At 52.1% G+C, this 26,346-nt stretch carries 23 protein-coding genes and 1 pseudogene; 2 read left to right on the top strand and 22 right to left on the bottom strand.

The window, feature by feature from the left end; translation table 11 throughout:
* Positions 1–151 precede the first annotated feature (151 nt).
* The 6 genes and pseudogenes from HC248_RS07140 to HC248_RS07115 form a co-directional block, all read right to left on the bottom strand.
* Positions 152–1,756, bottom strand: coding sequence for a UvrD-helicase domain-containing protein (locus HC248_RS07140; protein WP_168921902.1), 1,605 nt, complete (start codon positions 1,754–1,756; stop codon positions 152–154).
* A 386-nt stretch (positions 1,757–2,142) separates the two neighbouring features.
* Positions 2,143–2,349: pseudogene (locus HC248_RS07135) on the bottom strand (nucleotidyl transferase AbiEii/AbiGii toxin family protein); the annotation flags it as partial.
* Positions 2,346–3,092: a type IV toxin-antitoxin system AbiEi family antitoxin domain-containing protein gene (locus HC248_RS07130; RefSeq protein ID WP_168921900.1), complete on the bottom strand. Its 747-nt coding sequence runs from the start codon at positions 3,090–3,092 to the stop codon at positions 2,346–2,348. The gene HC248_RS07130 and the pseudogene HC248_RS07135, both read right to left, overlap by 4 nt.
* Before the next feature lie 113 nt (positions 3,093–3,205).
* Positions 3,206–3,391, bottom strand: coding sequence for a hypothetical protein (locus HC248_RS07125; protein ID WP_168921899.1), 186 nt, complete (start codon positions 3,389–3,391; stop codon positions 3,206–3,208).
* Positions 3,392–3,514: 123 nt separating this feature from the next.
* Complete coding sequence (locus tag HC248_RS07120; protein ID WP_168921898.1) at positions 3,515–6,799, bottom strand: DEAD/DEAH box helicase; 3,285 nt, start codon at positions 6,797–6,799, stop codon at positions 3,515–3,517.
* A 12-nt stretch (positions 6,800–6,811) separates the two neighbouring features.
* Positions 6,812–7,585: a hypothetical protein gene (locus HC248_RS07115; protein ID WP_168921897.1), complete on the bottom strand. Its 774-nt coding sequence runs from the start codon at positions 7,583–7,585 to the stop codon at positions 6,812–6,814.
* 138 nt (positions 7,586–7,723) lie between these two features.
* On the opposite strand from HC248_RS07115, the gene HC248_RS07110 reads away from it, so the two are divergent.
* Together HC248_RS07110 and HC248_RS07105 are read left to right on the top strand one after the other, a co-directional pair.
* The gene (locus tag HC248_RS07110) at positions 7,724–8,467 is read left to right on the top strand and encodes a competence protein CoiA family protein (protein WP_168921896.1); all 744 of its coding nucleotides are present in this window, start codon (positions 7,724–7,726) and stop codon (positions 8,465–8,467) included.
* A gap of 1,012 nt (positions 8,468–9,479) precedes the next feature.
* Positions 9,480–11,174 (top strand): hypothetical protein, encoded by a 1,695-nt coding sequence (locus tag HC248_RS07105; RefSeq protein ID WP_168921895.1) that lies wholly within the window; start codon positions 9,480–9,482, stop codon positions 11,172–11,174.
* Positions 11,175–11,463: 289 nt separating this feature from the next.
* Here HC248_RS07105 and HC248_RS07100 read toward each other — a convergent pair whose 3' ends face one another.
* From HC248_RS07100 to HC248_RS07025, 16 genes are all read right to left on the bottom strand, one after another.
* Positions 11,464–11,922, bottom strand: coding sequence for a hypothetical protein (locus HC248_RS07100; RefSeq protein ID WP_168921894.1), 459 nt, complete (start codon positions 11,920–11,922; stop codon positions 11,464–11,466).
* Positions 11,919–12,344, bottom strand: coding sequence for a glycoside hydrolase family protein (locus HC248_RS07095; RefSeq protein ID WP_168921893.1), 426 nt, complete (start codon positions 12,342–12,344; stop codon positions 11,919–11,921). Before HC248_RS07095 ends, HC248_RS07100 begins: the two co-directional genes overlap by 4 nt.
* Positions 12,341–12,550, bottom strand: a complete 210-nt coding sequence (locus tag HC248_RS07090) for a DUF7940 domain-containing protein (protein ID WP_168921892.1) — start codon at positions 12,548–12,550, stop codon at positions 12,341–12,343. Before HC248_RS07090 ends, HC248_RS07095 begins: the two co-directional genes overlap by 4 nt.
* Positions 12,547–12,801: a hypothetical protein gene (locus HC248_RS07085; protein WP_168921891.1), complete on the bottom strand. Its 255-nt coding sequence runs from the start codon at positions 12,799–12,801 to the stop codon at positions 12,547–12,549. The genes HC248_RS07090 and HC248_RS07085 overlap by 4 nt, the downstream gene beginning before the upstream one ends.
* 211 nt (positions 12,802–13,012) lie before the next feature.
* The gene (locus HC248_RS07080; protein WP_202882434.1) at positions 13,013–13,297 is read right to left on the bottom strand and encodes a hypothetical protein; all 285 of its coding nucleotides are present in this window, start codon (positions 13,295–13,297) and stop codon (positions 13,013–13,015) included.
* Entirely contained in the window at positions 13,294–13,707 is a 414-nt protein-coding gene (locus tag HC248_RS07075; RefSeq protein ID WP_168921890.1) for a DUF4376 domain-containing protein, read from the bottom strand. Before HC248_RS07075 ends, HC248_RS07080 begins: the two co-directional genes overlap by 4 nt.
* Before the next feature lie 456 nt (positions 13,708–14,163).
* The gene (locus HC248_RS07070) at positions 14,164–15,861 is read right to left on the bottom strand and encodes a hypothetical protein (protein ID WP_168921889.1); all 1,698 of its coding nucleotides are present in this window, start codon (positions 15,859–15,861) and stop codon (positions 14,164–14,166) included.
* A gap of 34 nt (positions 15,862–15,895) precedes the next feature.
* Positions 15,896–16,819, bottom strand: coding sequence for a hypothetical protein (locus tag HC248_RS07065; RefSeq protein ID WP_168921888.1), 924 nt, complete (start codon positions 16,817–16,819; stop codon positions 15,896–15,898).
* Positions 16,816–21,651, bottom strand: coding sequence for a tape measure protein (locus tag HC248_RS07060; RefSeq protein ID WP_168921887.1), 4,836 nt, complete (start codon positions 21,649–21,651; stop codon positions 16,816–16,818). The genes HC248_RS07065 and HC248_RS07060 overlap by 4 nt, the downstream gene beginning before the upstream one ends.
* A gap of 24 nt (positions 21,652–21,675) precedes the next feature.
* Positions 21,676–22,032, bottom strand: a complete 357-nt coding sequence (locus HC248_RS07055) for a DUF1799 domain-containing protein (RefSeq protein ID WP_168921886.1) — start codon at positions 22,030–22,032, stop codon at positions 21,676–21,678.
* Positions 22,033–22,076: 44 nt separating this feature from the next.
* On the bottom strand, positions 22,077–22,454 hold the full coding sequence (locus HC248_RS07050) for a phage tail assembly chaperone (protein ID WP_168921885.1): 378 nt from the start codon (positions 22,452–22,454) through the stop codon (positions 22,077–22,079).
* Between the two features lie 68 nt (positions 22,455–22,522).
* On the bottom strand, positions 22,523–23,485 hold the full coding sequence (locus HC248_RS07045; protein WP_168921884.1) for a phage tail tube protein: 963 nt from the start codon (positions 23,483–23,485) through the stop codon (positions 22,523–22,525).
* 4 nt (positions 23,486–23,489) lie between these two features.
* Entirely contained in the window at positions 23,490–23,675 is a 186-nt protein-coding gene (locus HC248_RS07040) for a hypothetical protein (protein ID WP_168921883.1), read from the bottom strand.
* A 43-nt stretch (positions 23,676–23,718) separates the two neighbouring features.
* Positions 23,719–24,156, bottom strand: coding sequence for a hypothetical protein (locus tag HC248_RS07035; RefSeq protein ID WP_168921882.1), 438 nt, complete (start codon positions 24,154–24,156; stop codon positions 23,719–23,721).
* A gap of 1 nt (position 24,157) precedes the next feature.
* The gene (locus tag HC248_RS07030) at positions 24,158–24,445 is read right to left on the bottom strand and encodes a head-tail joining protein (RefSeq protein WP_168921881.1); all 288 of its coding nucleotides are present in this window, start codon (positions 24,443–24,445) and stop codon (positions 24,158–24,160) included.
* Positions 24,446–24,476: 31 nt separating this feature from the next.
* Positions 24,477–26,324, bottom strand: a complete 1,848-nt coding sequence (locus HC248_RS07025; RefSeq protein ID WP_168921880.1) for a phage major capsid protein — start codon at positions 26,322–26,324, stop codon at positions 24,477–24,479.
* Between the last annotated feature and the right edge of the window lie 22 nt (positions 26,325–26,346).

Below are 26,346 nucleotides of genomic sequence, written 5' to 3'. Positions count from 1 at the left end.
GGCTGGAAGCAGACCATCGCTGTTGGCCTATGACCGGCAGTGGCCGCCCCTTTGCAGTCGTTCGCGCTCAGCCGATTGACGCTTGACGCTTGACGCTTGACGCTTGATATGCAGCGATTGTTTCCATCAGTTGCAGAGGTTGGATGTCCGGTTATCGGTTTGCGATGAAGAGTCTCTTCTTGGCTCGGGTCAAAGCAACGTAAAGCAGTCTGGCGTCCTTATCCAGCAGGAAGCTGTCGCCGCGCGATACTGATACGAGCGCGGCGTTATCCGATCCCATACCCTTTGATGTGTGGATAGTTTGAACGTGAATTTTGTTGTCTGTCCCCAAGACGTCTTGTCGGTGGCAGAAGTGTGGGACTTTGAGTGCAGCCAATCCAGTAGAGATCTGATTGCACGTAGCTCGTGTGGGAGCCATGATTAGCCACTCTTCGTCCTTAAAAGCTTCAATTATTCTGAGAAGCTTGTTGATGCTCAGTGGCTCAGGCACTGGCTTGTCCGAGGGATTTATGGCCTTTTTTGTGATCGAACGAATCACCTCCCCATCGTCTATGGCATCAACGTTCTCGGACCACTCCTTATGCTTGCGATCCGAACGATTTCCTAGCTTGGGAACAACGTGCTTGTCGACGAAGTTCTTGATGTTCCGCGGGAGGCGATACGAAACGGGTAGAACCTCATCGGGGACTGTCGTTGGAAACTCGTTGAACAGGTGCGGCGCAGCACCAAAAGATTCCATGATCGCCTGATCGTCGTCTCCGGCAATGATGGTCTCTTTCGCCTTGCTGGAGAGCTTCGTGACAACATCCCACTGTAAGGCGCTCAAGTCTTGGGCCTCATCGATGATAAGGAGCTCAAAAGTTGGAATCTTCTCTGCGGGAAAGGACGCCTTCGCGACCGAGAAAATCACATCGTTGAAGTCAGCTAAGTTGTTTGACTTCTTGAAGAATTCGTATTCCTGAAAGTATTTTTCTGTGAATTCTGCAACCCTTGATGTGTCGATGATCAGACCGTAATAGCGACTCAGGATGCTCAGGGCATCATCCAGTGACTTACCTTCGAAGGTGGGCTTCTGTTGCTTGCGGTTGAACATGATGCTGTACTGACTGAGTACAGGGTGTTCAGGTCTTACGACGACACTAAACGGATCCCCAGCTCGAAGCCATTCCTCTCGCGTGCCGATGTTGGAGTCAAAGCGCTGTAGATGCTCTTTCTGGCAAAGGCTCTTGCCCTCGTTCCCCCCCATTCTGGTAGTGAGACTATGCAGTGTTGAGAAATTTGCAAATCGTGCAGGCTCTAGGTCAAGATTGTTCGCAATTCGATCTCGCGCCTCATCTGCCGCCACATTGGTGAAGGCAAAGTAGCCAATATCTTCGGGGCGAATCCCCCCCTCAATGGCCGCCTTGGCGATATTCACCAGCTTGGTTGTCTTTCCTGTGCCTGGTGGTCCATAGATGCGTCTGACAGACCTTGATGCCCACGTCTTGCCAAGTGAAAATTGGCCATCGAACGACATAGACGAATCAGAGCCTATAGGAACAACGTTCTGCGCAGCTTTATTGAGTGTGACATCCTGGAACCAAACATCTTTGTCCCACGCTCCAGATGTCGTGTGAATAATTTCGTGACCAATTAATGATCGACATTTCTTTTCTAGTTGATCGACGCCACGCCAATTCAGAGACTGCTTCCTGCTTCCTTCGTCGGTCTGGATGTAAAGATATTTTTGATCTCGTGAGACGTTGATTAACTTCAAAGTAACCTCCAGTAACTTTTCAAATATACAACTTAATTGCTTAGTACCGGACTGTAACGGCAGAAGCATCTGCGCAAGATGCGATGACTGGTGGATCGGAATTTAAACGACTACTAATGGCCGGTACTTGCCCTCAGTGGACCAACGCCGATGTCAGCTCCCGCTGCAAACAGGTCATAAATCAATGCTCACGGAACGCCCACACCGAGTTGGTCACGGCCTATGGTCGAAATATCTGCGATGACTGATTGGGAATACGCGCTATCTCCTCACCCTACCAACGCCACAAAAAAAAACGGATTGATTCGTCCGCGCGTAACCTGTTGATTTATATAGGGTTGGTTGGCATACCTTCAGGCAAAAGGGACATCCACGTTAGTGATGTTGAGCGCCTGGGCGATCGTCCTCAAGGCTTCTTCACGCGGTTGGTCGTGGGGTACAAAGACCAGATCAATGTCGACCGACAGCCGAGGCATGTCTTGCACGAACAGATTGAGCGCCGTGCCGCCCTTCATGGCAAACACAGGACTGTGAAAAACGTCGGGAGCAACGGCAAGCAGCAGTTGTACCGTGCGGGCGTAATCTTGATTCATTTGGGGCGCCTCAAATCCAGCCGATCACCGGTTTTCGTGCTCGACACCCAACGACTGCCGCCGCCCAGCCGTTGGCTGTGTCTAAGAGCCATTCCCATCCAGGGCAGATCCAAATCCTCTGCAAGATCAGCAGCAAGACGGACGACCTTGATTCGGGTCAGGTGAGAGAAAAGCTGTTCCAGAACTGGCATCCTCGGTGTGCGGATTGCCTCTAACAAATTGCGGGCCTCCTCAAGCCCTTGCTGTTTGCCCACGTCGCTGAGAAGTTCGAGCATGGCCCGCTCCGGTGTCGAGACCAGCACATCGCTTCTGCCGGCTGGCACAGTCGCCAGCCCAAGATCTGCGGGCATTGCTGCATCAAAAAGATGAGTGACCTGATAGCGAGCGGGAAAGGACGTCACAAACCAGGCAGGAAGCGTCATGGGCTTTTCACCCCACAGCGTCATCGCTGGCCCGATGCCTAGGTTGTGGCGCACTCCCCACCACGCCAGCGCGGTTTTGGCACCAACATGCATACCGGGGGAGAGTTGTGCCAGCGCGGCCAGGCTGGCGTCGCGGTCAAGTTTGTCGCCAGGCAGCAAGTACACCCCGTGCCCCAATCGTTGGAGCCACCCAGTCGCAGCCAGACGTGCAGCCTGCTTGGCCTGAATACCGTGCTTGCTCAATGTCGCCGTCGTCATCGGAGTGCCCCGAGGAAGATCGATTAGTACTTGCCGGAATAATAAACTTTGTGAAGTTCCCATTTGATGGATTTTTTACTGTTTTTTTCATTCAATTTGAACATAAAACTTTATGAACGAGCTTGTACAACGAATCAAAAAAGTCAATTTGAATAAAGTTTTAGCCAAGATTCGCTTCAGGCATAAATATCAGCACTTTTTTCATCCAGACTGAGTTTTTGAAATCGTTTTGTCGCGCCGACCAAAATAGTGCGTCTCGGGCTTTGAAAGGGCATTAAAGACTGCCCGCGTTGATGCTTACCTTGATGGTCCGGCAGACCTCCATGAAGTCTCAAGCCCGGCTGATGCAGCGCAATGGACAAAAGGGACTTCTATGCTACCGGTCGCCACTGCGGACCAAATCCTGAGGCAATAATTGGGCAGTGCTGAACGTGGATGTCCCTTTTATTTGTGCTGAACGTGGATGTCCCTTTTATTTTTACCGGTCACTTGAGCCACTCCTCCCAACCATCCTTAACTCTCGTGCGCAGCGCCTTCCAGTCTTCGTTGTTGGCAGGCTCGGCGGTCCAGAACGAACAGACACGCCAAGCGTCATGACATGCGATGCGAGCGCCGGATTTGCCACGCACTTGGTACAGGGCAAGCTTCTCTAGCGTGTCCAGCCCGTCTCGGACACATCCACTCATGCGTTCCAGTTCCAACCACGACTCGTCCAATGAATCGCTCGCGCGACGAACGAGTTCAGGCAAGGAGGCGATATACGCAAGGTCTGGGAGTACGCGTAGAACAAAATCGCGTGTGTTCTCGCACTTTTTCGGCTTAGTAATACCTGGGTCGTACACCTTTTCCATAAGAACGAACGTCTCGCCCTCCATCCAGGATTTCAGTAGAGGGTACAGCCGCTTAAGTGCAAAAGGGCCGCGCTCTTCAGCGGTCTTCAAGTCCAAGTACGGCTTTCCGAACAATGTCTCAAGCCCCTCCTGTCGAACCATTCCGAGGAACGCCATTGGATTTGCCTCGAGCCAATCAAAAAGCCATCGAACCCAGCCGACAACAGACGTCTCCGCAGGAGGAGTCTGAAGGTGGTTTTCTAACGACCTCAATGTATTCGGCTCGATGCCAAATTTCGCGGCAAGGACGTTGGCCCAATCCGATTTTTCGTCGGAGTCAGAAAGTCGCTTCTTGGCATTGAGGGCCGACGTCATTCGAGAATCAAGCCATTGCGCGTCGCCCGCGACGCCTCTACGGTATGCATTGAAGGTGCGCGAGAGTAACGTCTTTGACTTGGATTCAGTCAATTCCTCCGTCTCCCCCACCGGGAGTCGGCGCAAAAAATAGTCAGACGCGGGATAATTCTCTTCATGAAGATGGATAGCATCCAAAATTGGTGCTAGCGGGTCCTCAATTGCGAGACACTGGTCCGCTTGCGAGAAAATTTCCCTAAGGCTCGTCCAATGGTTGTGAATAAGACCGTCTTTATCGTCGAAGAAGACTACCTTGCTTGGAATAACGAGGACGAAACCATACGAGTTTTCACCAGCACGGCCGGCCCGACCAGCAGCATTCAATAATTCATGCGCTTGAAGCCTTTCAAGCTGATTTTTGGCCGCATCGAATCTGCTGTCTCCCGCAATTAAAACAATTTGACTAGGCAGGTTCATGCCTTGCGCTAGCGTCGATGTTGCCGCCAAGACATGAATTCCATCTTTACGACGATATAGAGATTCGTGCAAATGTCGTTCTGCAGACAGAAGCCTAGCGTGATGTGGGAGCGCTGATGAAGTGACCTCTTTATTTGGAGAGGTCTCAATGTAAAGGCAGCTGACGTCTCCCAGTTCTTGCAGAGCTAAATCAAACAGTTCGCGTTCCTGCTGATTCAGCGGAATTGCATATTCGCCAAGTCGCATTCTTGTACTTTCGGCCGTGCTGTTCGCGTTAACCGTCGTCTGACAGAAGATGAGCGTCTTCAGAATCTTTCCAGAGCCTTGGTCAACTGCGGCGGCGCTAATCGCCGAAGACACGTTATTTGCGTTCGGTGTCAGCTTCCAATGCTTGTTGAGCGCCAGTTGCACAGGCTGCTCCAACAGTGCCAGCAAAGCGTAGTCGGAACGGTTTTTCGTATCCCACGTCTGCTTTAGCCCGAAGAATCCCTGCGGGCGTGACAGCATCTGCCCGACTATCTTCTTCGTCGGCAATTTCGCGGCCGTAGTTTTTTTCAACGCCTGGGCCAAGGTCGATAGAGCAGTCACTTCCGAGCGCGGATAGACCAGACAGCCTCGGACTTGCCGAGTTGGCTTCCAATTCATGGAAAGCGCTAAACACCTTCTGTTCAGGATGCTCTGCAGCCAGCCCGCTATTTCGGTTGCGTTACTCATCATTGCGGACAGCATCAGTATGTCCGCGTCGGGCGCTAATTCGACCGCATTGAGAACGCAAAACATGGAGTCAATGGCGCGCTGGTTTCGCTCAGCGTCGATGGCGTGAAGTAGATGACATTCGTCGAAAACAATGAGGCCCACGCTCTCGAAGAGCTTAGGCTCGAATCCCATGAGTGCTAGGCACCGTTCCGGAGTCATGACGGTGATGGACGGGAGTCGAACTGCATCGAAACCGAAAGGGTCGTCGCTGGCGTATTCCCGCTCAACGTCGGCGTCAGGGAACGCGTCATCGAGTACCCTAGCGGTTTGGTCGACAAGTGACAAGGTGGGCGCCAAGAATACGACATCTCTTAACTTGCCGAGTGTTGCCAGAATTTTCAGCTCAGATAGCGTGGATTTTCCTGCGCCGGTGGGGAAGCTGATTGCCGCCGAAGTCCCAGCTTCTAGATACCCGCTGCGTATCGCGTCAAGGTGATTCGACCAAAGGTATGGCCGTCGACGCGATATATAGCGCACCCCCTTTAACCAGCGAGCGGGGTCGCTCCCCCCCGGGGGCGTAAGGTTTGCGACACTTGCTTCAGGGAAGTCATTTGCAAGAATCTTGAGCAATACCGCCAGATGCCGCGGCCCGGAATAAACGTTTACTATAGGAAGCGCAGAATTCTGCACAACTTGGAATGAGCAAAGACTTTCCACCCGTGCGAATTTTACGGAGCTTGCACTATTCTGCTCACCGCGCATCTGTGCGGATAAATCTGCAAGACCGTTGTAGAGCAGGTGGTATAGGGCATCAGTGGCTCGGTCTGTTGGTGCTCTTCCGTCGCGGGCGCTATTGTCGAACTGAGTTTGGGGCTGTATGGCCTCAAGCTCGCCTCTGGCAAAGTCTCTAATTGCGTTCAACAGTTGGCCGCGATGAAGGTTCCGCTCCAATAGGTCTTCGCGAATCTCCTTGGCCATTTCCGCCGCATCAGCGCTCGCACCAGCGATAAGGAAAAGAATAGTTGCGGAGATTTCAGGCGAGACGTAGTCCACGGCAAGACGCGACGCCAGCGCGTCTTCGAAGAGATGCTCCGCTTGCAAGAGTACATAGTGTGCGGTACCCGCTACGAAGGCCGCTGAGCGTCGGTCTTCTCGCGAGGGACTTACCGAAATCAGTGCTTCCTGCGTACTGGCCAGCTCCGCCAGGAACTTCATCTCCTTGCGCACCTCTGCGAGCGCCCTATCGCGCGCCTCGGGGTTCTGCTCAGTCTGCGATACCAAGTCTCTTAGTCGCATCCGAGCGGCCACCACAGTCGCGTAGATTCTGGTGAACTCCCTCGAAAGACGTGCGTTGTCCAATCCCTCAAGCGAGGGTGCTTGGCGAATCAGCTCTTCTGTAGACGGGTCAAACACTTTCTGGCACCTTTAGTGATTCATGGCGTTGACCTGCGCGATGGAGTTGGTGGCGAGCTTCGCCATCCACGTTCTCAAGTCACCCACAACAAAAACCTCAGCTCTTCTTCTTTCAATCACCCCTGGGACCGTCGTTTCATAGTCCTTGAAGAGGCTTTTTCGAGAGTCGAGTGTGCTGTTTTCCGCGGTAATGCTTACCCGATATCGACGCGAAGTCTTCCAAACAATTTTCGAAGCTGCTTCAGAGGGGGCAGGATGCTGCGCGGCGGCCAAGATGCCGGTAGCCTGCTGTGTCATCCTGTTAACACCAAGCCCAGTTTCAAATTTTTGGAACTCGGGCCACACGTCCTCGCGTATCGTCTTGCGAGAGTTCTTGGTCGCCTTGTCCTCAAAAATTACTGTCGCGACGACTGCATGGGACGCATCAAGCAGTATTTCTAAGCCATCTAGCCCCTTTTCCGCATGAATTAGATGTGGAAGCGCGATAAGCGCGCCGGGGGTATTCCTATGGGCTGCGAGCCACGACATGACCTGAAACATCCAACCATCACGGTGAGAGGGGTCCGCCCCCGCCTGGGTCAGCAGTGCAATTGCGTCCGCCTTGGCGTCGGCGTTTGTTGGAAGCGGCCCACTGGGCATCGCCGCGTGCAGGATGGTCGCAATGTGATGCGCTTGCCCTACTGCAACCCAAGCAATCCAGCTTGCTAGTTCATCGTCATTCGGCACCGACCATGTGTTGCCGCCCCATAAAGGGTCGTGGACAAACGGAGTTAGGTGTATTGGCACACGGCCTCCTTGAACGCGTTTAATTTTGTTAATTAGTTTATATCACGCGAAGGCGTGCTTTCCCGAGACATCGACTTCGGGCGGTGTCCGTCCAGCAATGGGAGCCGACGAAGGTTCGCTTTCGCTGCGAAGTAGACGATGGCCGCAGAAACCCGAATAACAGCAATGGGCCCATTGCAATCATTCAGCGACTGCAAACGCTGGCAAATCCTGCTTATCGGCGTAATGTTTGCAATTGGCCGAATGTTGCCAGAGATGGTCAACGGTTCGCCGAACTCCCGGATGGCGATTCGCCGACAATGGCAAAAGATGCCAGCCAGCTTCGCTTACGGTCGCCGCGACGGACGACTACTCCATGTGCTCGACTTGGACGAGACCCATGAACGTGGGTTGCGGTGTGGGTGCGTGTGCCCGGAGTGCGGTCGTCAGTTGCAGGCGCATTTGGGCGTACAGAAAGCCTGGCACTTCCAGCATCATGTCGAGGACGCGAACTGCAACCCTCAACCAATGACTCTGCTGCACGCATTCGTTCGGGACGAGCTCGCCCGTCGAAAGACTTTAGAGGTTCCTGCAGTGGTTGTTTCCTGCGAACTCGATTTCTTGGGCCAAGTGGTCCCCGAATTTCTCCATATTCCGGCGGAGAAATTTGTTTTCACCGGTTCTGAAACCGAGGTCCGGGGTGACTGCGTTCAGCCAGATGTCGTGTTTACACGCGAGGACACCGGAAAGCTGGCCCTCGAAGTGCGTTACTCGCATGCTGTCGACGCGGAGAAGCTGCAACGGTTGCATCGAAACTATGGCATGGCGGTGGAATTTGACGTTTCGGACTTGCCGTCAGGCGGGGTAAGCACCCAAAAAAAACAAACGGGACATCCACGTTAGTGATGCAAAGCGGTTGTCGAAAACTCCTTTAGAAGTATTATTTTTTACGTTAATAGGACAAAAGGGACATCTACTCAAATGCTCGCCGTTAGTGACCAAATCCTGAGGCAATAAAGCCAGGTTCACCCTTCTCGAGTTGATAAACAGTGTTGTGCGAAAGACCAGAGAGCAGCGCAGCATCGATCTGCTTTTGTTTGCCATATTCTCAATGCCAGCAGCTCAGTAGCAAGATACCAGCAGAGCAGGACTAGCCGAACATTCATCTGTTGCTATGACGGCCTTTAGGCAAGTTGCCTAAAAATAAATACCAGCAATTCAAGAAATAATTCACACAAAATAAAAAACCCCGCTACCAAAAAGATAGCGGGGTTTAAATGTTTTATATGGGGTGGCTGATGGGGAGCCATTGGCCACACACCATACCCAGCAAACATGCGGGTTCCGAGAGGTTGTTACACAAGGCTGTGTATCAATCAGTGTAACAAGTCAAAGCTCGTATGGAAAAGCATTTAGCGATAAATTGCCTCGTTTTGGAGTAACAAGATTTAGTTGACGAAAAAAAAGAATAACTGACCCGCAGAGAAAAGTTGTAACGCCTGTTGGTCGTAGAACCTCCCTATTTTAAATTTCGTCAGTGATAGTCGACTAAGGGTGAATCACCCTGTCAGTCCTTCTTACGGCGCTAGCCCACTGCATTTAAATCAATTTAAACCTATAAATCAATTTATATAAAATTAATTATTTATCATCAATTCCAGTAGTTCATGTCACATAATCTAAGTTGGCTCAAGAAATTGAGCCAACTACGTTCTTTAAAAAGTCAAAAAACACTCCAGTAAGAAGTGTGGGTACCGCATGGCAGTTGCAAAAGACTGCCTATGCACAACTGCTCCAGGTTCGTGTTCGTGCCGTCTTCGGACGGCCGACCCAGGATAGGTGTCCTTCGTAAGAAGGCATCTACCTCACAGACCGGCTTAGGCGCAATGCGTTTGGCCAAAACAAAAGGACAGATATGACAAATACTATTAAAAACGACGGTACCCCCCTGAACAATAGCGTTGAAAAAACCCGTGGGGGATATAAAGCGCTTGGTATGTCAGGTGCTAAATGCGTTGTGCTGAGCGGACTAAACAGCAGCGTTGTCAAGCTTTCACATTCAGAAATGAATGAGATGGGATTGATAGCACATTTTGGTGCGCTTTGGTGCGACGAAAATTACAGCAGCTTCAACCCAAAAAGAGAGGAACACTTTTTCGACCATCGTGCAATGGCCTCGAAAATCTTTCGTGACTGTCAAGCGTGCGGGCCATACATTGAATCTCACGAACGTGGAACAGGTGTATGGCTTGGCAAAGACGGGCAGCTTCTAGTCAACGGCCAGAAACTGTGGAGCTCAGAGGGCGAAGTGCTTGAGCACGGCGTCCACGACGGTCGGGTTTATCCGGCCAACGGCGATGTCGGGTTCGACTTAAGCACCCCTGAAGCGAATGATGATGATGTAAATAAAGTCTTCAAAGCATTGGGCGGCGTCAACTGGCGCCAACCCTTGGCAGCTGAGTTAATTCTTGGCTGGTTTGGAATGGCTTGCATATCAGCAGCTTTGCCGCGCAGGCCGCATGTGATGTTGGTGGGCCCTGCAGGCTGTGGCAAAACAACTGCACTGGATACGGTAAAGTTTTTGTTAGGGCCACTAGCATTTGGCTGTACCGGCCCCCAAAGGATGGCGGGCTACTATCAATCGCTAAGTGGTACTACACGTGCGGCAGCAGTCGACGAGTTCGAGGGTGGCTCATCATCGGGCTACTCGCTAGATACTTACTTGATTGCGCGCATGTCTTACAGCCTGCAAGAATCTGATGAAGGAATTATTCGGGGTACACCAGGTGGTGCGGCAAAGAGCTACCGCTTTTACACGCCGTTTATTGCCGCCTGTGTGAACCCTCCAAAAATGGAACCAGCGGACATTAGTCGTTGGACTATTTTGGATGCAATGTCTCGTAAAGAGAATGCAGTAATGATGTCTGAGTCTGAAGCACGAGAAATAGGACCAAAACTTGCACGTCGCTTTATCGCACGCTGGAGTGTTTACCAAGCATCGGAAAAGGTTGTGCGCAAGTGCATCCTCGCCGCAGGTGGTGACGGCCGAATGGCTGACACTGTTGGCACGCTGCTAGCGTCTTATTGGACATTTGTGAGCAATCAACCGGCAACGGAAGATGATGCCAATGTGCTGGTTGAGATGCTAGACATCAAAGCGCGTATCGAGCTCCATTCGGAAACCGATGAGAAACGATGCTTGGACTCGTTGATGTCCAAGGTGATGCCCTTTAAAGTAGTGCAGGGCAACTATCTGGTAACTCGTAGCCTGTCAATCGCGCAAGCGGTAGCATTAGTTTGCGAGGACCCCACATGCAATCCTGAAATCATTGCACGCCTGTCCCAATTAGGATTGCGTGTAGTGAAGCAAAATGGGAAATGGCAACTTTTCGTTGTTAATAGTCCAGAGCATCAGGAACTGCGGAAGGTGTTTGCGGGCACCAAGTGGTCTACAGGTGGGTGGTCGGTGGTTCTCCGCCGACTACCTGGTGGTGGAGAAAGCACCCAACGAATCGGTGCTGGTTTAGGCGCCGCTAAAGTAACAATTTTTGACATACCGGCGGACTTGGCGTCGGCTAATGATGAAGAATGTAGATTGATGGCTGCGTAATCAGCTCAGCGCGAACCTTTCTGGGTTCGCGCTTTTTTTTAACTTTTTTTGAATTGACGAATTAAGTTCTTTACCAATTATCAAAAAAGTACAGATTCAATTTAAATAGCGATGTCCTACGCGCCATTTATCTGTAATGGCGTAGAAATCGACATCGCCCTGATACTTCTGACGCGGATTCAAGTCTGAAGTGCAACTTTGAAATTAACCGGACGGGTGGGCGAGATGTGAGAGTATGCAAACATTCCTAACATTCTGTCAAAGTTAACCAGAATAATTTACACACACATTACCTCGGCCAAGCCTCAATCAAGGCCCGTCGCTCTGAAGCGATTGCGTCAGCCTTAGTCGCCAACTCTGAATATCTGTCTGCGCACTCAGCGAATACGATGCTTGAGGCGTCTGCGTATCGACGAACGGCATCGTCGGCAAGTCCGGGCAGAGTGCTACGGATGGCGGCAAGGTCGTCGCGCAGCCCCCTAGTAGCAGCGCGGGCGCCAGCAGCATCAGCCGCCAACTTTGTCTCGCGGGCTTTCGCGTCATCTTGTGCTTTCGTTACTTTTGCTTGAAGGGCTTGCTCGCGTGCACGGGCAGCTTGGCCAGCCTTGAGCGCCATGGTGGTGTACTCAACAACAGCCCGGTCATAGCCGATAGCCTGGCGAGACTTGTCCAGTTGTAACAAGCCAACCATAAGCGCCGCAGCGGTTGCAGCACCAAGCAGCCAGCGCCAAGGTGACAACCAACTCATTGCCAAATTCCGGACTTCATCTGGTTGCTCAGACGCTTAGCACGTTCTGGCGTTTGTCGCGCCCATAGCGACTGCAGCATTGCTTCCGCAGCAGTGTCGTAGTCGCCATCTTTTACCAAAGCTAGCGTGTTTTTGAACTCAAGCAGGCCATCAACGCCCATCTGAAAAGACATGTTCATCATTACGCCGAAGCGCACCGGATCGAGCAAAGCCATCCAAGGTGCGCGCCGCAGTAAATCGGCCTCGCGCGCATTGATGTCATTGTTCAGCAGGTAGGCAGATTCTTCTTGCGTTATGCCGCCACCCTTGCGTTTATCAATTAGCCGGCCAACGCCAATCGTGGCAAATCCGAGATGATCTTGATATGCCGTCAACACTTCTTTCTCATCGCGTCGAAGTTGTTTAATTAGTTCTGCTTTCATATACTCACCTTCTCTTGTTTGACTAGCCGACCAGCAACGCCTAATGCGAGCAGTGCAATCGTGAGCCATTGCACAACGTTCGGCGGGATGCTGACTTTCATGTCGTCAGGAATAATTAGCCAAGCGCCCTGCACTGCGCCGGCCAGCGTCATACATCGCATACTGACCATGCGCCAAGACTTTTTCCAATTTGGAATTGGCTTCATTTTGCGGCCCTTGGTTTCTTGTCTCGCGCGAGATCATTAAGCCGATCAACATCCGCTTCTACCGCACCAAGACGAAACTTTAGCAGCGCAGTTTCAGATACGAGCGCTTGAACAGATCCATTGCCACTTTTAACTGTGATCTGCAAATCTTGCACAGCCATAGTCAAAGCCTGCAAGTTAAACCAGATCGTGATCAGGCACATGATCCCAGCACCGGCCACACTTATAACGCCCCACAAAGGAATTTTCATGTCCACGCTAATCCTTTGTCGTCCAGAGTATTCGGTACTGTCGTCAGATGCGGCGATCACAATGAAGCCCCTAGAGTCCACAGATCATTCAGTTCAGCATCAGTGACACCCAGAGCCGCTCCTATGGCCAGGGCAGTAATCAGTCCCCAAAGTGGCAGCTTTAGATCAAACACGATCCGAGCGCCGGGAAGGTCTGGCTGCTTTTCGGGCGTCATGCGCGGTACTCTGGCGGCAAGCTGCGCCGCTCAAACTCTTTGCGCCAGGCGTTTTTGCAGTGGTCCGGCCCCTGCCAGAAAAACAGCAAATTGATCGGACTCATGAACAACAGGCCAAACCACTTGCCGTCCCGGTGCGCACGGTAGCAGCGGGCTGACAGGGTTTCGTCGGCGTAGCTCAGCGTGCCAAAAACAGGCGGAATCAAAGCGTTGGCGACTTGATCAACAGCTATGAATACTTGCTGCGGGTATTGCAGCCAGGCATCCCAGTAGGTTTTCATGGTGCTAAACCGCCGAAAGTCGCAGGCCAGCCGGTGGAAAAATCATAGGCCGCAGGGTCAGCCGCTGCCAGCATTGCTGTGTTGTGCTGTTCAGCTGCTGAAAACAGGGCTTGGTCTTGACCCATCGCAGCCTGAAAAACCTGCCCTGCGAGTGCTTGGCTCATGGTCACAAAGCTACCGTCCATCGTCTTCCACGGCACGGACGGTATGCCAGCACCGGCCATGACCAGACCAAGCTGCTGTGTCTTGCTTTTCGCATCGCTGTGAAACCACTTGTCCACATCATCGACGACCACCTTGTAGCCGCCGTTGTCGCTCAGGCTGTCGCGCTTGGCTTTGATGGCGAGCCATTGAGCTGCTTTTTGATTTTGTAGTTGCACCTCTGGGGTTGGTATCCCTCTTGAGAACATTTCCCACTTGTCAGTAACATTGTCACCCTGCCACACATAAGGCAGGGATAAAAAGTCGCTGTCTATAGTTTCAGGCGGCTTTGGAACTCTGGTAAATCTAGCATACCCCAATGGGATTATTTGTTCAGTAGCTACGATTCCAAGTGCGCCAAGACTAATTGGGTCAATTGGGTGTCCTATCGGGTTGCCGCCACTAATTTTAATAAAAAGTATCATCATAGATTCCCCGTATTTGTTGATGGGAATGCTCTGACAGTACCAGTTGTGCCGCTCCAAATAATCCTAACAGCCCCGCCACCACCAGTACCTACATTACCTGTTATGTCATGCCATCTGGGACCGACCGCACCTCCATACAGACCGCCGTTTCCACTGTTAAAGTTACCGCCTGCAACAGTTGTTCCATCGGCACCATTTCCACCACTGCTGCCACCAGTGCCGCCTGTACGTGTAGAGTTATCCCCGCCCACCCAACTTATGCCTTGGCCTAATATGCCGACCCCCCCCTCCGCACCCTGCAACGCCGGTTGTGCCGCTATAAGCCCCGCCAGCGCCACCACCACCTCCGGCACCGTCAGCAGTAGAGGCTGTGGCGGTGCGATACCCTCCGTCGCCACTATACCCACCAGCGCCGCCGCCGCCGCCAAACCACGAAAGAGCCTTTGACACACCTCTTCCGCCAGAGCTGCCGTACAGCGGATTTGAGTACGCAAATCCAGAGGCATCTTGGGTGGCGTTGCCGCCTTTACCACCTTCCGCGCCGACCTCAGTTCCAAAACGAGACGTACCGCCGGGGTTAGAGGGAGACCCAACAACTATTTCAATACTCGCGCCGGGCGTGACCGAAACTGAGTTTTTGTACCCAAGCGCACCTCCGCCTCCTGTTATGGTTGTGCTGTGAGAGACAAAATTATTTCCCGCCCCAACAGTCACAACGGATACAGAGGTCACTCCAGTAGGAACCACCCATGTAAAAGTTCCGGGGGTTGTGAACTCCTGCTGCCCTGCCGCAACAGGAGGTACGGTGTAGGGTCCAACTGTTCTTCCATTTATAACGAAAGAGCCAGTACCCGGAACCCCTGGTGTGTAAGATAAAACATCTAACAGCCGAGTGACTGTCCCATTTCCAGTGCTGATGATATAGGTCTTTTCAGAGTCAAAATTAGTGATTAAAAAGATATAAGCCGTACCAACATACACAGTGTTGCCGCTTATGTTGGTAGGGAAACTAATATTATCAACAGCGCTAGCAACCACCACTGCCGCACCACTCTGTCTAACCAACTCCACCCTAACAACCCCAAACCTGTCTCTAACCGCAGTCACCCTATCCCCAGCAGCGCAAACTTGATCTACACCACCATTGATATTCATGGTCGTGGCGTTGAAGGTCATCGGCCATGCGCCCGAAGGTAGCAAAAGCATTTGCTGACCAGCCGCCATCGTTAGCGCTGACGTGGCGACTGTGCCAGTAATGACGGCGGTGTTGCCGGTGGCAAGGGTGAGGTCAATAGTGGCCGCTGAAGCCATATCTGCACCTGCGGCGTTGGTTTGTAGGCCGGTGAAGGTGTTGGCTGAAGTTTTAGCGATTCCTGTCACCGCGCCCGACTGGCCGTTGACACTAGACACGCCCGCCACGGCGCTGATGCCGTCACCCCAGGCGCTGCCCGTCCACACGCGCCACTTATTTAAAACCGTGTCGTAGTAAGTAGCGCCAGCAAGCAGGGCTGAGCCTTGGTTGTCGAGCGTTGGTACTGCTGATTTATTACCGAGGTTTAGCTTGCTAGCATCAACTCTGCTGGTTTCCGCATCAGCGGCACTGGTTAATGCTTCAGTCGCTTTTGTTGTCGCTATACCAGCTTTTATTGATGCCGTTTGAGCGCCCTCGTCAGCCAAGGCGACCTGATCCGCCGCGAGCGCAACTTGCTCTGCGCCGTTAGTAGTTGCAAGTCCCGCCTGCGATGTTGCAATATCTGCATTGCCCTTAGCGTCAGTTGCATTTGCCGCTACATTGCTGGCTACTGCATTGACCTCGGTCGCAAGGACCGCCTGCGCAACAGCCCAAGGGTAGGCGCGAGCATTAAATGTCGCCCTATCATTTGGGTCTGGCGCAGCGGGTAGCGTACTGATTGTTGGTGGTGTGACTACAGCCATTTATTTGATTCCCTTCAAGTGTTTTTTATGTTGTTCATATCAAGCCTTTGACATTGATGTTCAGCGTTGCGTGACCTGGCCCGTCATATCCGACAGATGCAGAACCTAAGCCAAAAACATTTAGACCAGCGTAACCTGATGCGTCTGTTGCGACCCAACTCACGGGCAGATCAAGCACGTCCTGAATGAGCGACAAAGCAGCGTCGGCTTGCTCACGCGGCAACATGACTGTTGCGCGCATACCGGTAGCACTTGTTCGTCTGATGATTTTTGTCGTGCCGTCTGCATCGACTTTTGTGTAGCTATAACTCACTGGCTCAGCGCTGGCGCCGTATTCGGTACCGCCCCAGCTTCCGTCACTGACCAGAGACCGGTAGTCGCCAACGTTAATCATGCCAATGCCAACGGCGTTGCCCGCTCCAGCCGTTACCGTGACTATGAGCTCGGCATTGGGCCGAATTGGCAGCTCTTTCAGAATCTTTTTTGTAATGAGTTTTAGTGGTGAGAATAAGAATTCGTACCAGCCAGGTGGGTCTTCACTTAACCCCTGGACATAGCTATAAATCGTATTACCACCCGGCTCATCTTTGATCGTTATTTCTACGTTTGTACCGGTCAATCCGTAGAGCGCCATGGCATTAAAGTAGCCTAGCGTTAGCACGTAGCTGATGCTTGTGATGCCGATTGCTGCCGTACTGGTGTAAATGTCAAACGGTGCAAAACGCTGCGTTGGACTTTTGTTTAACCAGTACGAACCATCAACTTCTGGCAACGCAGTTCGCGAACTATGCGCTTGTACGCACTCATAGATTCGATGCGTAGTTGCCCTAATTCTTTGATCTCCAAGCACGTAAGTTCCGGCTGACACCCATGCCGTTTCACCAACTGCGGGCTCGGCAATGCTAGTGCCTGAAGCGATCATTGCTGCAGTGATTTTTAAAGGGCTAAGAATATTCATGCTGCCACCATCAAGACAGGAGCTTCGCCATTGCCGTTAACTGCATCAGCCGTGCGGCGCGTGTTTTGATTACCAGTCGCACCGATTGATTGCAATCGCTGGACCTCAGCCGTCAAGCCTTCAACTAACTTTTCGAGTCGATCATTGCTTCCCAGCTTGCCGCCCGCTGACGGGTTGTAGGCTTTTGGAACAATCATTTCCCCTTCGTGAATTTGAGCGACCATGTCTTGCGGCACGTAATTCGTACCAACAGCAAAACCGTACATCGATCGAAACGATTCTGGGTCACCGTTCCAGCCCGTCGCTGCATAAATGTCGCCACCAACTGCGGCAGTTGCCGCATTGAACTGCGCGGTTGATACGCCGCCCTGTGTTGACTGGTAAACAAGTTTCGCAGCCTGCAGCAACGCTGAGTCAGTTGAGTTGACGCTTACGTTCGACGGATGGTTGTAAGCGCTGTCATTTGCCCAGCCTTCTCCACCGCCAGCAGCACCTAAAGACCCGGATGCTTGCGTTACTGCCGCCTTTGCCGCTGCTTGTGCCCCTATCGCACTGGCCAGCCCATTCATCGCATCGACTACGCTCAAGACGCTAGTGTTAATTCCGTTTAACGCATCGACTTGCTTTTGAGCCAGCGTCATTTGCGCATCAAGCGCAGTGAGCTGATCTTGTGCGACTTGCAATGCGCGCTCAGCTGCAGTCAGTTGAGGTCCTGCAATATCGCTGAGTCGCGAGAGCTTGCCGGCCATGACTAACGCGGCTTTATCAGCTTCAAATTGCGTTGCAAATTCGGTGGCATCGAGGCCGCCGCGTGCAGCTGCTATAGCTTTACTGAGCTCTTGCTGATCTGGCAGTCGTCCAGTGCTTAAAGCCTCCATGAGCGCTTGATTTATAAACGAGTTGCCTTGCAGCGCACGTGCAGCGCCAGTGCTGCTGACAGAGCCGTATAGCTGCTCGATCTGGTCACGAAGCAAGGTAAAAACGCCCGTGATACTGGTGACAGACGATTGCGCTGAGTCGCGAATAATTCCAACACGCTCTTTTTCGGCGGCGATTGAACGGCTGACAGTGGCCAATGCGTTATCAACTGCTGTATTCAATGCACTGTAAGCCTGTACCTGGTCAAACAGCGCTTGATTACTGCCGTCAAGGGCATCGCGTTGGCGGCTCAGAGATTGTGCTGCGGTGTCAGTAAGCGCATTTAGCTGACCTTCAAGACCGATGCGCTCTTGCGCAATCTGCTCATTTGTTTTGAGAATGGTCGTCAAGCGTATATAGGCATCTGCAATAGTCACAACAGACTTAGCTGCAACGCTACCGACTTGGGTGATTTCAGCAAAAACACCTGCTACGCCGATTAGTGCGGCATAACTCTTTTGGCCCGCGTCGGTGGTCACGTCGAGTGACTCAGCCAATGCCCTGAACTGCTCGCGCGTCATGGTCGCGATAGCTTCGACGCTTGTGGTAAAACCTGCGTCATTCAATGACGAGGTAATATTTTTGACAGTCTGTGCGCGTTTTTCTTCAGCTGTATAAAAGTTGTCGTAGTAACTTACGAGTTTTCCGCTTAGCGCATCAAGACCGCCAGCCGCTGCGATCAGTCCAGCAGTGGCCGAATACGACAAGTCTTTAAGACTTTCAAATGGCATAGCTTGCAGCGCGTCATTGAAGACTTTCAGCGCCTGTGCTGATGCAATCGTCCCGTCGAGCTGCGCTTGCGACAAGCTAGCAGGGCTTAATCCGTCGAACGCACCTTGCAAATAGCGCGGCAGATCAGAGCCTTGCAGAGATGCGAATACTGCACGTGATGCTGCCAGCTGCATAGCAGCGTCAGAGACTGCTGTTTCACCGCTGTTGAAAACAGAATTGCCAACACCGCCGGTTAGATTGAAGTTCGGCGATGTGCCGCCCCTGCCAGTATTACCCGAGAAAGCAAAGGCCGAGGCTTGCGTAGCAACACCGAGAGTTTTTGCAATATCAGAATATGTTTTTTGTAGCCCGACCACCAGGGTGTCAGTCGCTTGACTAGCAATGGCTCTGAACTGAGTGACCGTACTCAAGTCTAATCGGCTGGTTTCTTTACCTGCTGCATCAAACCTAATTTGCGCGTCGCCAGTGCTACTTGTCGGGTTACCTCTAGAGCCAAAAATAGCTTCACCAATTTTACTACCGATGGCTGCACCAATTGGGCCGCCAAAGTAAGTGCCGATAACAGCGCCAGCCGCAGCACCATAGTTGCCTTGAGAAACACTATAAAGGGCGCCAGCATAGCCCAGTACGTCGCCGGCCTGGGTAATAACGTCAGAGTATTGAGCCAGCGAATTAGCAGTGCTCATCATTGAGTTTCCGAGCGTCTCAAAACCCTTGCTATAAAGCTGAGCGCCGGCGCTCGATAGGCTGCCGACAGAGCTTGCGCCGATGTTGGTTAAATACCCGCTGTTGAATCCAGACGCAGAATTAGCTGTGCTGAGCAGGTCCATAAAGCCTGACCCACCAGAATTTGCCGCATTGGCCGCGCTAGACAATCCACTTAACCCGGTTGCAGTTAAAACACCCTGCACAGACAACTTCAATACAGTGGTCTTAAATAGGTTTTTAATGGTGTCCCAAAAGCTTTGAAAAAAACCTTTTCCCGCTTCAAATCCTCTATAAAGCGAATCTGTTAAACCTTGATAAATAGAATCATTGAACTTGGTCCATTCAGCTTTTGCTTCTTTGGCTTGCTCAATAGCAATGCTCTTTTGACCTTTTAAGTACGTCAGGCTTTGGCGCTCTTTAAGCAGTCGGATTTCTTCTTCAAGAGCGATCTGCTCACGGCCCATGAACTCAGTGTTTTGCATTCGAGCCAGGTGCTCTTCTTTAATTGCAATAACGGATGACTGCCTCGCATTGGCTGCGTAGAGCTGCGCCGACTCGCTAAGTCCAAGCAAAGCGATCTCTTCAGACATCGTTTTATTTTGCTCAGTCATGCCTGCAAGCGAGCCTTCAATTGCTGCAATCCGCTTGTATTCTTCTGTCGCTAATTCTTGCTTTGACGCTAAATTTGTGCGTTGCTGTTGGATTAATAATTCCTCGACTTTGACTTCGGCCAGCTTGGCCTCAGTCGCGCTGCGCTGAGTGGCATTGAGTTTGTTTTTATCGCTATCGAGTTGCGTCGTGATTTTTGATTGTTCTTTTTCGGCTTCTGTCAGTTGCCGGCCAGCATCGAGCTCTTGCCTAGACAGCGCTAGTCGCTCATCGAGGCGCAGCATTAAACTTTCATACTGGCTAATGGCGGCTTTAACAGCAGCTGTAGCAGCGTCTTCGGCCTTGGCTGCTTGCTTTCCCGCTTCTGAGCCTTCATTACGCTTTTTGATCAAAGCAGAAATAGCCGTCGTAGCTTCCACTTCCGTTTCAGTGCCCAACCGCAACGCGTCCTGATGCACTTTTACGCTGGCGATGAAATCTTTATTAACGCCCGAGGCTTTCATGCGCTCGGCACTCAATGCAGCCAATGACTTGGCCTCTTCCTCGTTCCACCGCGCATAGGACGCACCACGCGTCATGGATGGCTGGGATTCACGCGGATCTGTGTAGACAACTAAAGCGGCTTGTTGCCTCTGCGCTTCTTTTAACTTTTCAATATATTGACCCAGCGCGTAAAGCTCGCTTTTGATATAAATGTTCTCGCTGTGCTGGGCAAATTTAGCGCTAAGCCGGACGAAATCTGCTTCGGCTTCTTTGAGCTTGGCTGCCATGGCAACGGCTTGCACTTCGCTGGTTTTGAACGAGTCGGGCAGCAAATCTACGCTTGTGTTGAGCTTTGTTACGCCGCCTGTCAATAAATTAAGCGTTCCATTTAACCCATTGGCAGAGCCTGAAAGCACATCAAATGGCGCGCGAGCAATGATGTAGCCCAAGCCAGAGTTGAGCTCGCCCACCATACCTGCGCCCGATTTCTTGGCTGCCTCCATGCGCTCGGTTAAAGCTACTAGGTAGCCATCTACTCCTTTAATTCCATTGGTCATGGCTTGTGAGACGCCCGATGCACTGATAGTGCGAAACAGCTCACTCCAGCTGTCTGAGAGCCCGCTGATAGCGCCGTCTAAAGTCTTCGTGCGCTCGGCCATGGCGCCGGCGAACTCATTGTTGCCTATCGCAGTTAAGTATTGGGTAATCTCGGCGGCGTTATTGCCAATGGTTTGAGTAACACCTTGAAAAGTCAGCGAGACCTTATCGCCCTCTTGCTTGGCCTTGATGCCAAACTCTTTGAGCCGCTCAAACTCTCCGGTAGCAGCATCAGCCACAGCTTCAACCATTTGGTTCAAGTCTTTCCCCATGGCTGATGCGGTGTTGCCAAAGCTGGTCAGTGATGCCTTGGTGGGTTCTAACCCAAGCGCCTTCATTTTTACAAAACCCTGCGTCGCCTGCGCCAGGCCAAACGGTGTTTCTTTTGCAAAATCTTTTAACCAGGACATTTCCCTGGCTGCAGCTGCTGAGCTGCCGCTGACAGTGATCAAGCTGGAATTGAGCGCATCGAACTCACGCTGCACAGAAATCAGCTTGCCCACAAAGCCGGCCGCCATAGCGGTACCGGCTGCAGCAATAGCTGTTGCGGCTAAGCCGGCTCCTTTGCCTAAAAGGTTCAAACCAGAGCCAGAGTCTGATGCCGACTTGTCAATCTTGCGCATGGCAGCATTTAGGCCCTCGCTAGACTTAGACGTGCCCTGCAGCGCGGTGCCGGTTTTGCCCGCTTGCGAGTCAATGCCTTGCAATGCGTTTTCAGCTTGCTTTGCTGCCACCACAACGGCTTTACCATCGGCGGTGATTTTGATTTCGAGTTCAGCGGCCATGGGTCTTGGTTTTTCCTTTTGTCGTTAACTCTTACGCAAAGCCTGTAATTCGCGCTCGTTCAAAATACGCAGCGCTTCTTGCTCAATGACTCGGTACTGCTGCACCACCGGCACCTGGGCCTTTCCTTGCAAACCCTGCCAAACTGCTTCCTGCGCTAGGTTTATGGCCTGCACTGCTCGCCAGTTCGCGCCACCCATGCCGCCCAAGCTAAGTTGCAATTGGCCCATACAGGCAAGAAACAAATTGAGCGCTTTCACATGCCTCGGCCAAACGTCACAAACATGACAAACATCAAGTGCTTTGCCCTTAACGGGCTCTTTTGCTTCATCTTTTTGAAGGCCAAAGCAGCGCAGCGCATCATCGGTCTCCTCATCGGCCACCGCGTCACCTCTTGATGTGCGCAGAGCATGGCGGGCGATGGCAATTAGTTTTTTGCGGGGCCGTTTACGTAGTTATCAAAAAAGCTCTTAACCATCGCCGACTCAAGCGGATAAATGCTGCACAGGCGGTCAACATTGGCGGCAGAAAATTCCATCGGCGTGCGGTCTTCCTCGACCAAATCTGTACCGAAGCCGACTAGCACTTCATCAAGCACTTCACGGTCTTTGAGCTGGCCGGCTTCAGGGTCTTCACGTACCGCTTTTGCGCTTTGGCGGATGCGTTTTAGCAGCTCGTCGATTTCTTCTTTTTCCAGCGCTTTAAAAACTACGCTGAACTTCACCTTTGTGAACTTTCCGCCATCGGCAGGAATATTTGCCGCTACTGGGGCGACAAAGGTGGGTTTAGATGTGACAACAAACATGGCTAAATTTCTTTCTTATTTATAAATTTGATTGCCTCCTGCGCACGCTAGAAATGCACAGGAATTTTTTACATGCTGACGATGCGCAGCTCGTCGTTTCCGGTGGTGGTCGGCGTTAAGCGCAGATCCATTCCCAACATGGCCATGCCGTCTTGCTCGGTATTTTTGGGGTTCAGACGCTGCACAGCAGGCGCAAAAATAATGATCTTGCCTCCGGCGATAGTGCCGTGCTCCAGGCTCATGCTGGTCAGCGTATTGGCGTTGATTTCGGTGCGCATAGTCACCTCTTGCGCTGCTAACAAATCAAGCGTCAAGCTACCGGTTGATTCACGGTTAGTAACCAGCACACTTTCACCACCAAGCATTGGTTGATAAACAACGTTGTTAGCAATATTCAGACTTAGACCGCGACTCGGAAAGCTGGTGCCGCCGGTGATGGCGCCGGCAGAATAGGTGCCGCCCATCTTGACGTCGCCAGTGTTGGGGTCTGTGATGACCAAAGGTGCTTTCCATGCTGTGAGCACAGCATTCGGATTGCCTATTGCCGCAACGCCGCCATCAAGGCCGGTGAAGGTAAACATGAACTTAGGAATGTCGCCAATTCCCATCATCAACTCGAACGTTCCACGGCAGCCAAGGGCTTTGTACTGCACGCCGTCCATGTGGTAATAAATCGTCAGGCTACCAAAGGTATTTGAGACGGGTGTGTAGTCAACACGAGTGGTGGCGGTAACGACTTCAGACATACCGCTTGCAAGCAGAAGTTTTCCCCAAGCCGGAGCTGTCCCGGCGGTACCAGAACCAGAAACCTCAACTTCAAATGCAATCTGCACTGACCGGGTACCGACTAGCTGCTCGGACGCACCCATGAAAGGTCGAAGAATATCGCGCGCCTGGTTAGTAGGATTGATGTCGATGCTGGCATTGCTAATCAGCAACGCATCGGTTGCAGCTAATGGTGCAGCATCGGTGCCGTAAGTGGTTTCTATCTTGGCCAAAATGGCCGTATTGCGTACATAACGATTGGGCATGGATTTACTCCTGGGTCAAAACTGGGAAGTCTTGGGGGGTTTCTGGGGATTGATCAACTTGGCTCAGCGAGCCGTCCACATTGCGCAAGTAGCGCCCGCCTGTGCTAGGGTGCAGTTCGGGTACTGATACAGGTTCTGCTACGGGCGAAGCTGCAGCAGATGAAGCGGATGATTTTGGGTTTGTCGTCATAGGGGCTTGGGCAGTAAGAATGTGAAAGTTCAAAGGTGAAAGTTCAGGCCAGCAAGGTAGCCACCGGCGTGCGGTGCCTGACTTGCAAATAAACGATGGCGCAAGCCACAGGTGTTTCGGCTTCATCGAATTGCCACTCGATGGCGGAGTTCAACGCCAAAGACATGGCGCCCAGCTCGGCAGCATTGATGCCCGTTAGGCGCGACCACACGCTACGCAGTAAGTCATCGACTGCATCCGTTGGATCAATGCCCACGGTTCCGCGCCCATAGCACTCGACTGCAAATTGGGTCTGCCAGTCAAGCATGCCCAGCACGTTTTCGCTTGACTGGGTTTGCGCTAAACGCACCACAACTGCATTGGCTTGCGACGCCGACAAAGGCCGGAGCCGATTAGCCCAGACTCTTCCATCAGCAAGCGCAGGCGTCTGCATACAGGCAGCTACCAAGGCATCGGTAATGCTTCTAAATGCGGTGCTCATGTCAAACTTTCTCCAACATCAGTAAGCTGATGCCTGTGCCGTCTGGCTCGTGGCTAGAGACGGTGTAGGTAACAGCAAGGTACTGCAGGGATAGGCCAACTGGATCACCCATTAAGCTAGCCGACGGCAACGTAAAAACCGGTTGAGTCGAGGCAAAACCTGCAACACCGCCACTCCCCAGTTCATAGTCAGCATCGAAGATGCCGCGCACAGCCGCACCGTCAAGCGTTGCATCAGTTGCAAACTCGGCGGTGCTAAAAAACGCGGTGAAATCTTCGGTGAAGGCCATGGTGATGAACTGTTTACTTACTGCTTAACTATCAGCTTGTAAGTGCGTCAACCATGGTCGCAAAGCTCTCGATATTGCGCACATTAACATCAACATCTTGCAGCGCGACAATACGCACGCCGCCTGACGAGCTCGCTGTGTATGGGTCGCGAATAAGGTCCGTGGTACCCCACATGCCGATCACCAAATCTGACCAGTTACCAAATATCAATGCCGAGCAAACACCATTGCTAGTGCCTTTAGTCAGGTTGCTAGGCAGTGCATTTGTCACAGCAGCGTTGTAACCATTGAGCGGCTGAAGACCTTCGCCCCATACCGGCAAGCCGTTAGTGCCGCTGAACTTTTGAGTGCTTTTAAATTTGCCGCGTGTCTTCGCATTGACCAAATAAGCCATGCTGCCAACGTCTGCATTAGCGACGGCAACGTTAGTTTCTAAGTCGATGATGTTTTGCCACGTTGGAGCCAAACCATTTGTACCGCCTAACACTGATGGGGTGATGCGTGTTAGCAAACCAGATGGCTGGTTAGATGCGCCTGTACCGCTCAAAGCGGCTTGCTGAATACCCAGACCAAGGTTAATAGCCAGATCACTCATTACGAAATTTTCAACGTCCAAGCTGGTCTGATTCATCAGCGTACGGCCGATGTCTGTGAAGCCGCCGGCGGTTTTTGGCGACATCAGCACCTGACCGATGGCTTGCTGGCTTTCGGTTGGGGCAGTGTTTTCCGCGACCCAGTAGATCGTGGATCCGCTGGTTTGCTTCGGGATGGCGACGTTACCAACCAGGCCGGTCAGCATGCGTGCACCGAGCTTGTCGATCACCATGGCGTTGCGCAGCATGTCGATGAAGCTGCCCATGAGCAAGTCGGTAGCAACCAAGTTGCCGCCAGAGGTCGGCGTACCTACAACTAAGTCGCGCTTTTGAACGTCAGACGGCATGAAAAAACCGCGGGCTGTGCGGCCCATTTTGCTGCCTACCGCTTCGGAGCATTCACGCTCAAAGGCTGTGGCTTTGTAGCTGTTTTCGTCCGGATTGGCCAAGTGACGTGCAACCTTAAGAATCGAAAATCGCGCAGCTTCTTTTTTTGTCAAACCAATGTCTGAGGTTGGCAGCGGTTTATTAGACATAGCGCGGATTGCATCAGCTTGAAACTGCTCAACGGTGTGGCCGGCCTGAATTGACTTGAGCGCTAATTCAGCGCCGCCTGGCATTGCAGCGGCAATAGCGCTGATTTCAGCAGCATGATTTCGCTGCTTGGGAGTTTCAATAACGGGTGCAACAATAGTTTCGGGCATAGATTTCTCCAGAGGAGTTTTGGGAACAAAAGAGGTGTTGTCAGCTGACGCTGGCGCATGACTGCGACCAACACCAACGGAGGCATCAGCAGGGATACTGACAAGAGAGTTTTCGTAAGGCTCCCAGTCGGTAACGCGGTAGGTTTCCACACCATCCTTTGTCTCGACCAAAACAGCCTTGTGGATCATGTAGCCGACCGAGACGTTGCGACGGATACCGTCAATCACATCTTGGAAGACTTCTTCTGCGCGCTCGCTTTTCCCAAAACGAACAACGGCGCGGGCCACCCGGTCAACGCCGATTTCTACAGATTCGATAACGCCGACAACATCAGTCGGGTTGTGGTCGCATAGCAAGTTAGCACCAGAGCGCATTCGGCTTTGACGCATGGCGTTGGGTGTGCATTCCAAAATTTCAATCCCCCAGTAACGCTCGTATGGAGTCTCGCTAGCGAACGCCATTTCTACGGTGCGGGCGACAACGTTCACAGTCGATCGCTCGACAACAAAGCTACGCTCTTGCTTTTTCCCATCTTCAGTTAGGTATCTAGCAAGATTGTCTGGAATGGAGTTACTGCTCATGGGTATGACTTTCGTTTAAGTA

The organism is Polaromonas vacuolata (assembly GCF_012584515.1).
GTDB lineage: Bacteria > Pseudomonadota > Gammaproteobacteria > Burkholderiales > Burkholderiaceae_C > Polaromonas > Polaromonas vacuolata.
The sequence above is the reverse complement of the archived record's forward strand: the minus strand, read 5'-3'. Positions and strand labels throughout refer to the sequence as shown.

What these genes read in the sequence shown, in the direction of transcription:
- HC248_RS07130 (WP_168921900.1), bottom strand. Translation starts at nt 3,092, where the DNA reads ATGGGAACTTCACAAAGTTTATTATTCCGGCAAGTACTAATCGATCTT.
- HC248_RS07110 (WP_168921896.1), top strand. Translation starts at nt 7,724, where the DNA reads ATGGCCGCAGAAACCCGAATAACAGCAATGGGCCCATTGCAATCATTC.
- HC248_RS07105 (WP_168921895.1), top strand. Translation starts at nt 9,480, where the DNA reads ATGACAAATACTATTAAAAACGACGGTACCCCCCTGAACAATAGCGTT.
- HC248_RS07100 (WP_168921894.1), bottom strand. Translation starts at nt 11,922, where the DNA reads ATGAGTTGGTTGTCACCTTGGCGCTGGCTGCTTGGTGCTGCAACCGCT.
- HC248_RS07095 (WP_168921893.1), bottom strand. Translation starts at nt 12,344, where the DNA reads ATGAAAGCAGAACTAATTAAACAACTTCGACGCGATGAGAAAGAAGTG.
- HC248_RS07090 (WP_168921892.1), bottom strand. Translation starts at nt 12,550, where the DNA reads ATGAAGCCAATTCCAAATTGGAAAAAGTCTTGGCGCATGGTCAGTATG.
- HC248_RS07085 (WP_168921891.1), bottom strand. Translation starts at nt 12,801, where the DNA reads ATGAAAATTCCTTTGTGGGGCGTTATAAGTGTGGCCGGTGCTGGGATC.
- HC248_RS07080 (WP_202882434.1), bottom strand. Translation starts at nt 13,297, where the DNA reads ATGAAAACCTACTGGGATGCCTGGCTGCAATACCCGCAGCAAGTATTC.
- HC248_RS07075 (WP_168921890.1), bottom strand. Translation starts at nt 13,707, where the DNA reads ATGTTCTCAAGAGGGATACCAACCCCAGAGGTGCAACTACAAAATCAA.
- HC248_RS07070 (WP_168921889.1), bottom strand. Translation starts at nt 15,861, where the DNA reads ATGGCTGTAGTCACACCACCAACAATCAGTACGCTACCCGCTGCGCCA.
- HC248_RS07065 (WP_168921888.1), bottom strand. Translation starts at nt 16,819, where the DNA reads ATGAATATTCTTAGCCCTTTAAAAATCACTGCAGCAATGATCGCTTCA.
- HC248_RS07060 (WP_168921887.1), bottom strand. Translation starts at nt 21,651, where the DNA reads ATGGCCGCTGAACTCGAAATCAAAATCACCGCCGATGGTAAAGCCGTT.
- HC248_RS07050 (WP_168921885.1), bottom strand. Translation starts at nt 22,454, where the DNA reads ATGTTTGTTGTCACATCTAAACCCACCTTTGTCGCCCCAGTAGCGGCA.
- HC248_RS07045 (WP_168921884.1), bottom strand. Translation starts at nt 23,485, where the DNA reads ATGCCCAATCGTTATGTACGCAATACGGCCATTTTGGCCAAGATAGAA.
- HC248_RS07040 (WP_168921883.1), bottom strand. Translation starts at nt 23,675, where the DNA reads ATGACGACAAACCCAAAATCATCCGCTTCATCTGCTGCAGCTTCGCCC.
- HC248_RS07035 (WP_168921882.1), bottom strand. Translation starts at nt 24,156, where the DNA reads ATGAGCACCGCATTTAGAAGCATTACCGATGCCTTGGTAGCTGCCTGT.
- HC248_RS07030 (WP_168921881.1), bottom strand. Translation starts at nt 24,445, where the DNA reads ATGGCCTTCACCGAAGATTTCACCGCGTTTTTTAGCACCGCCGAGTTT.
- HC248_RS07025 (WP_168921880.1), bottom strand. Translation starts at nt 26,324, where the DNA reads ATGAGCAGTAACTCCATTCCAGACAATCTTGCTAGATACCTAACTGAA.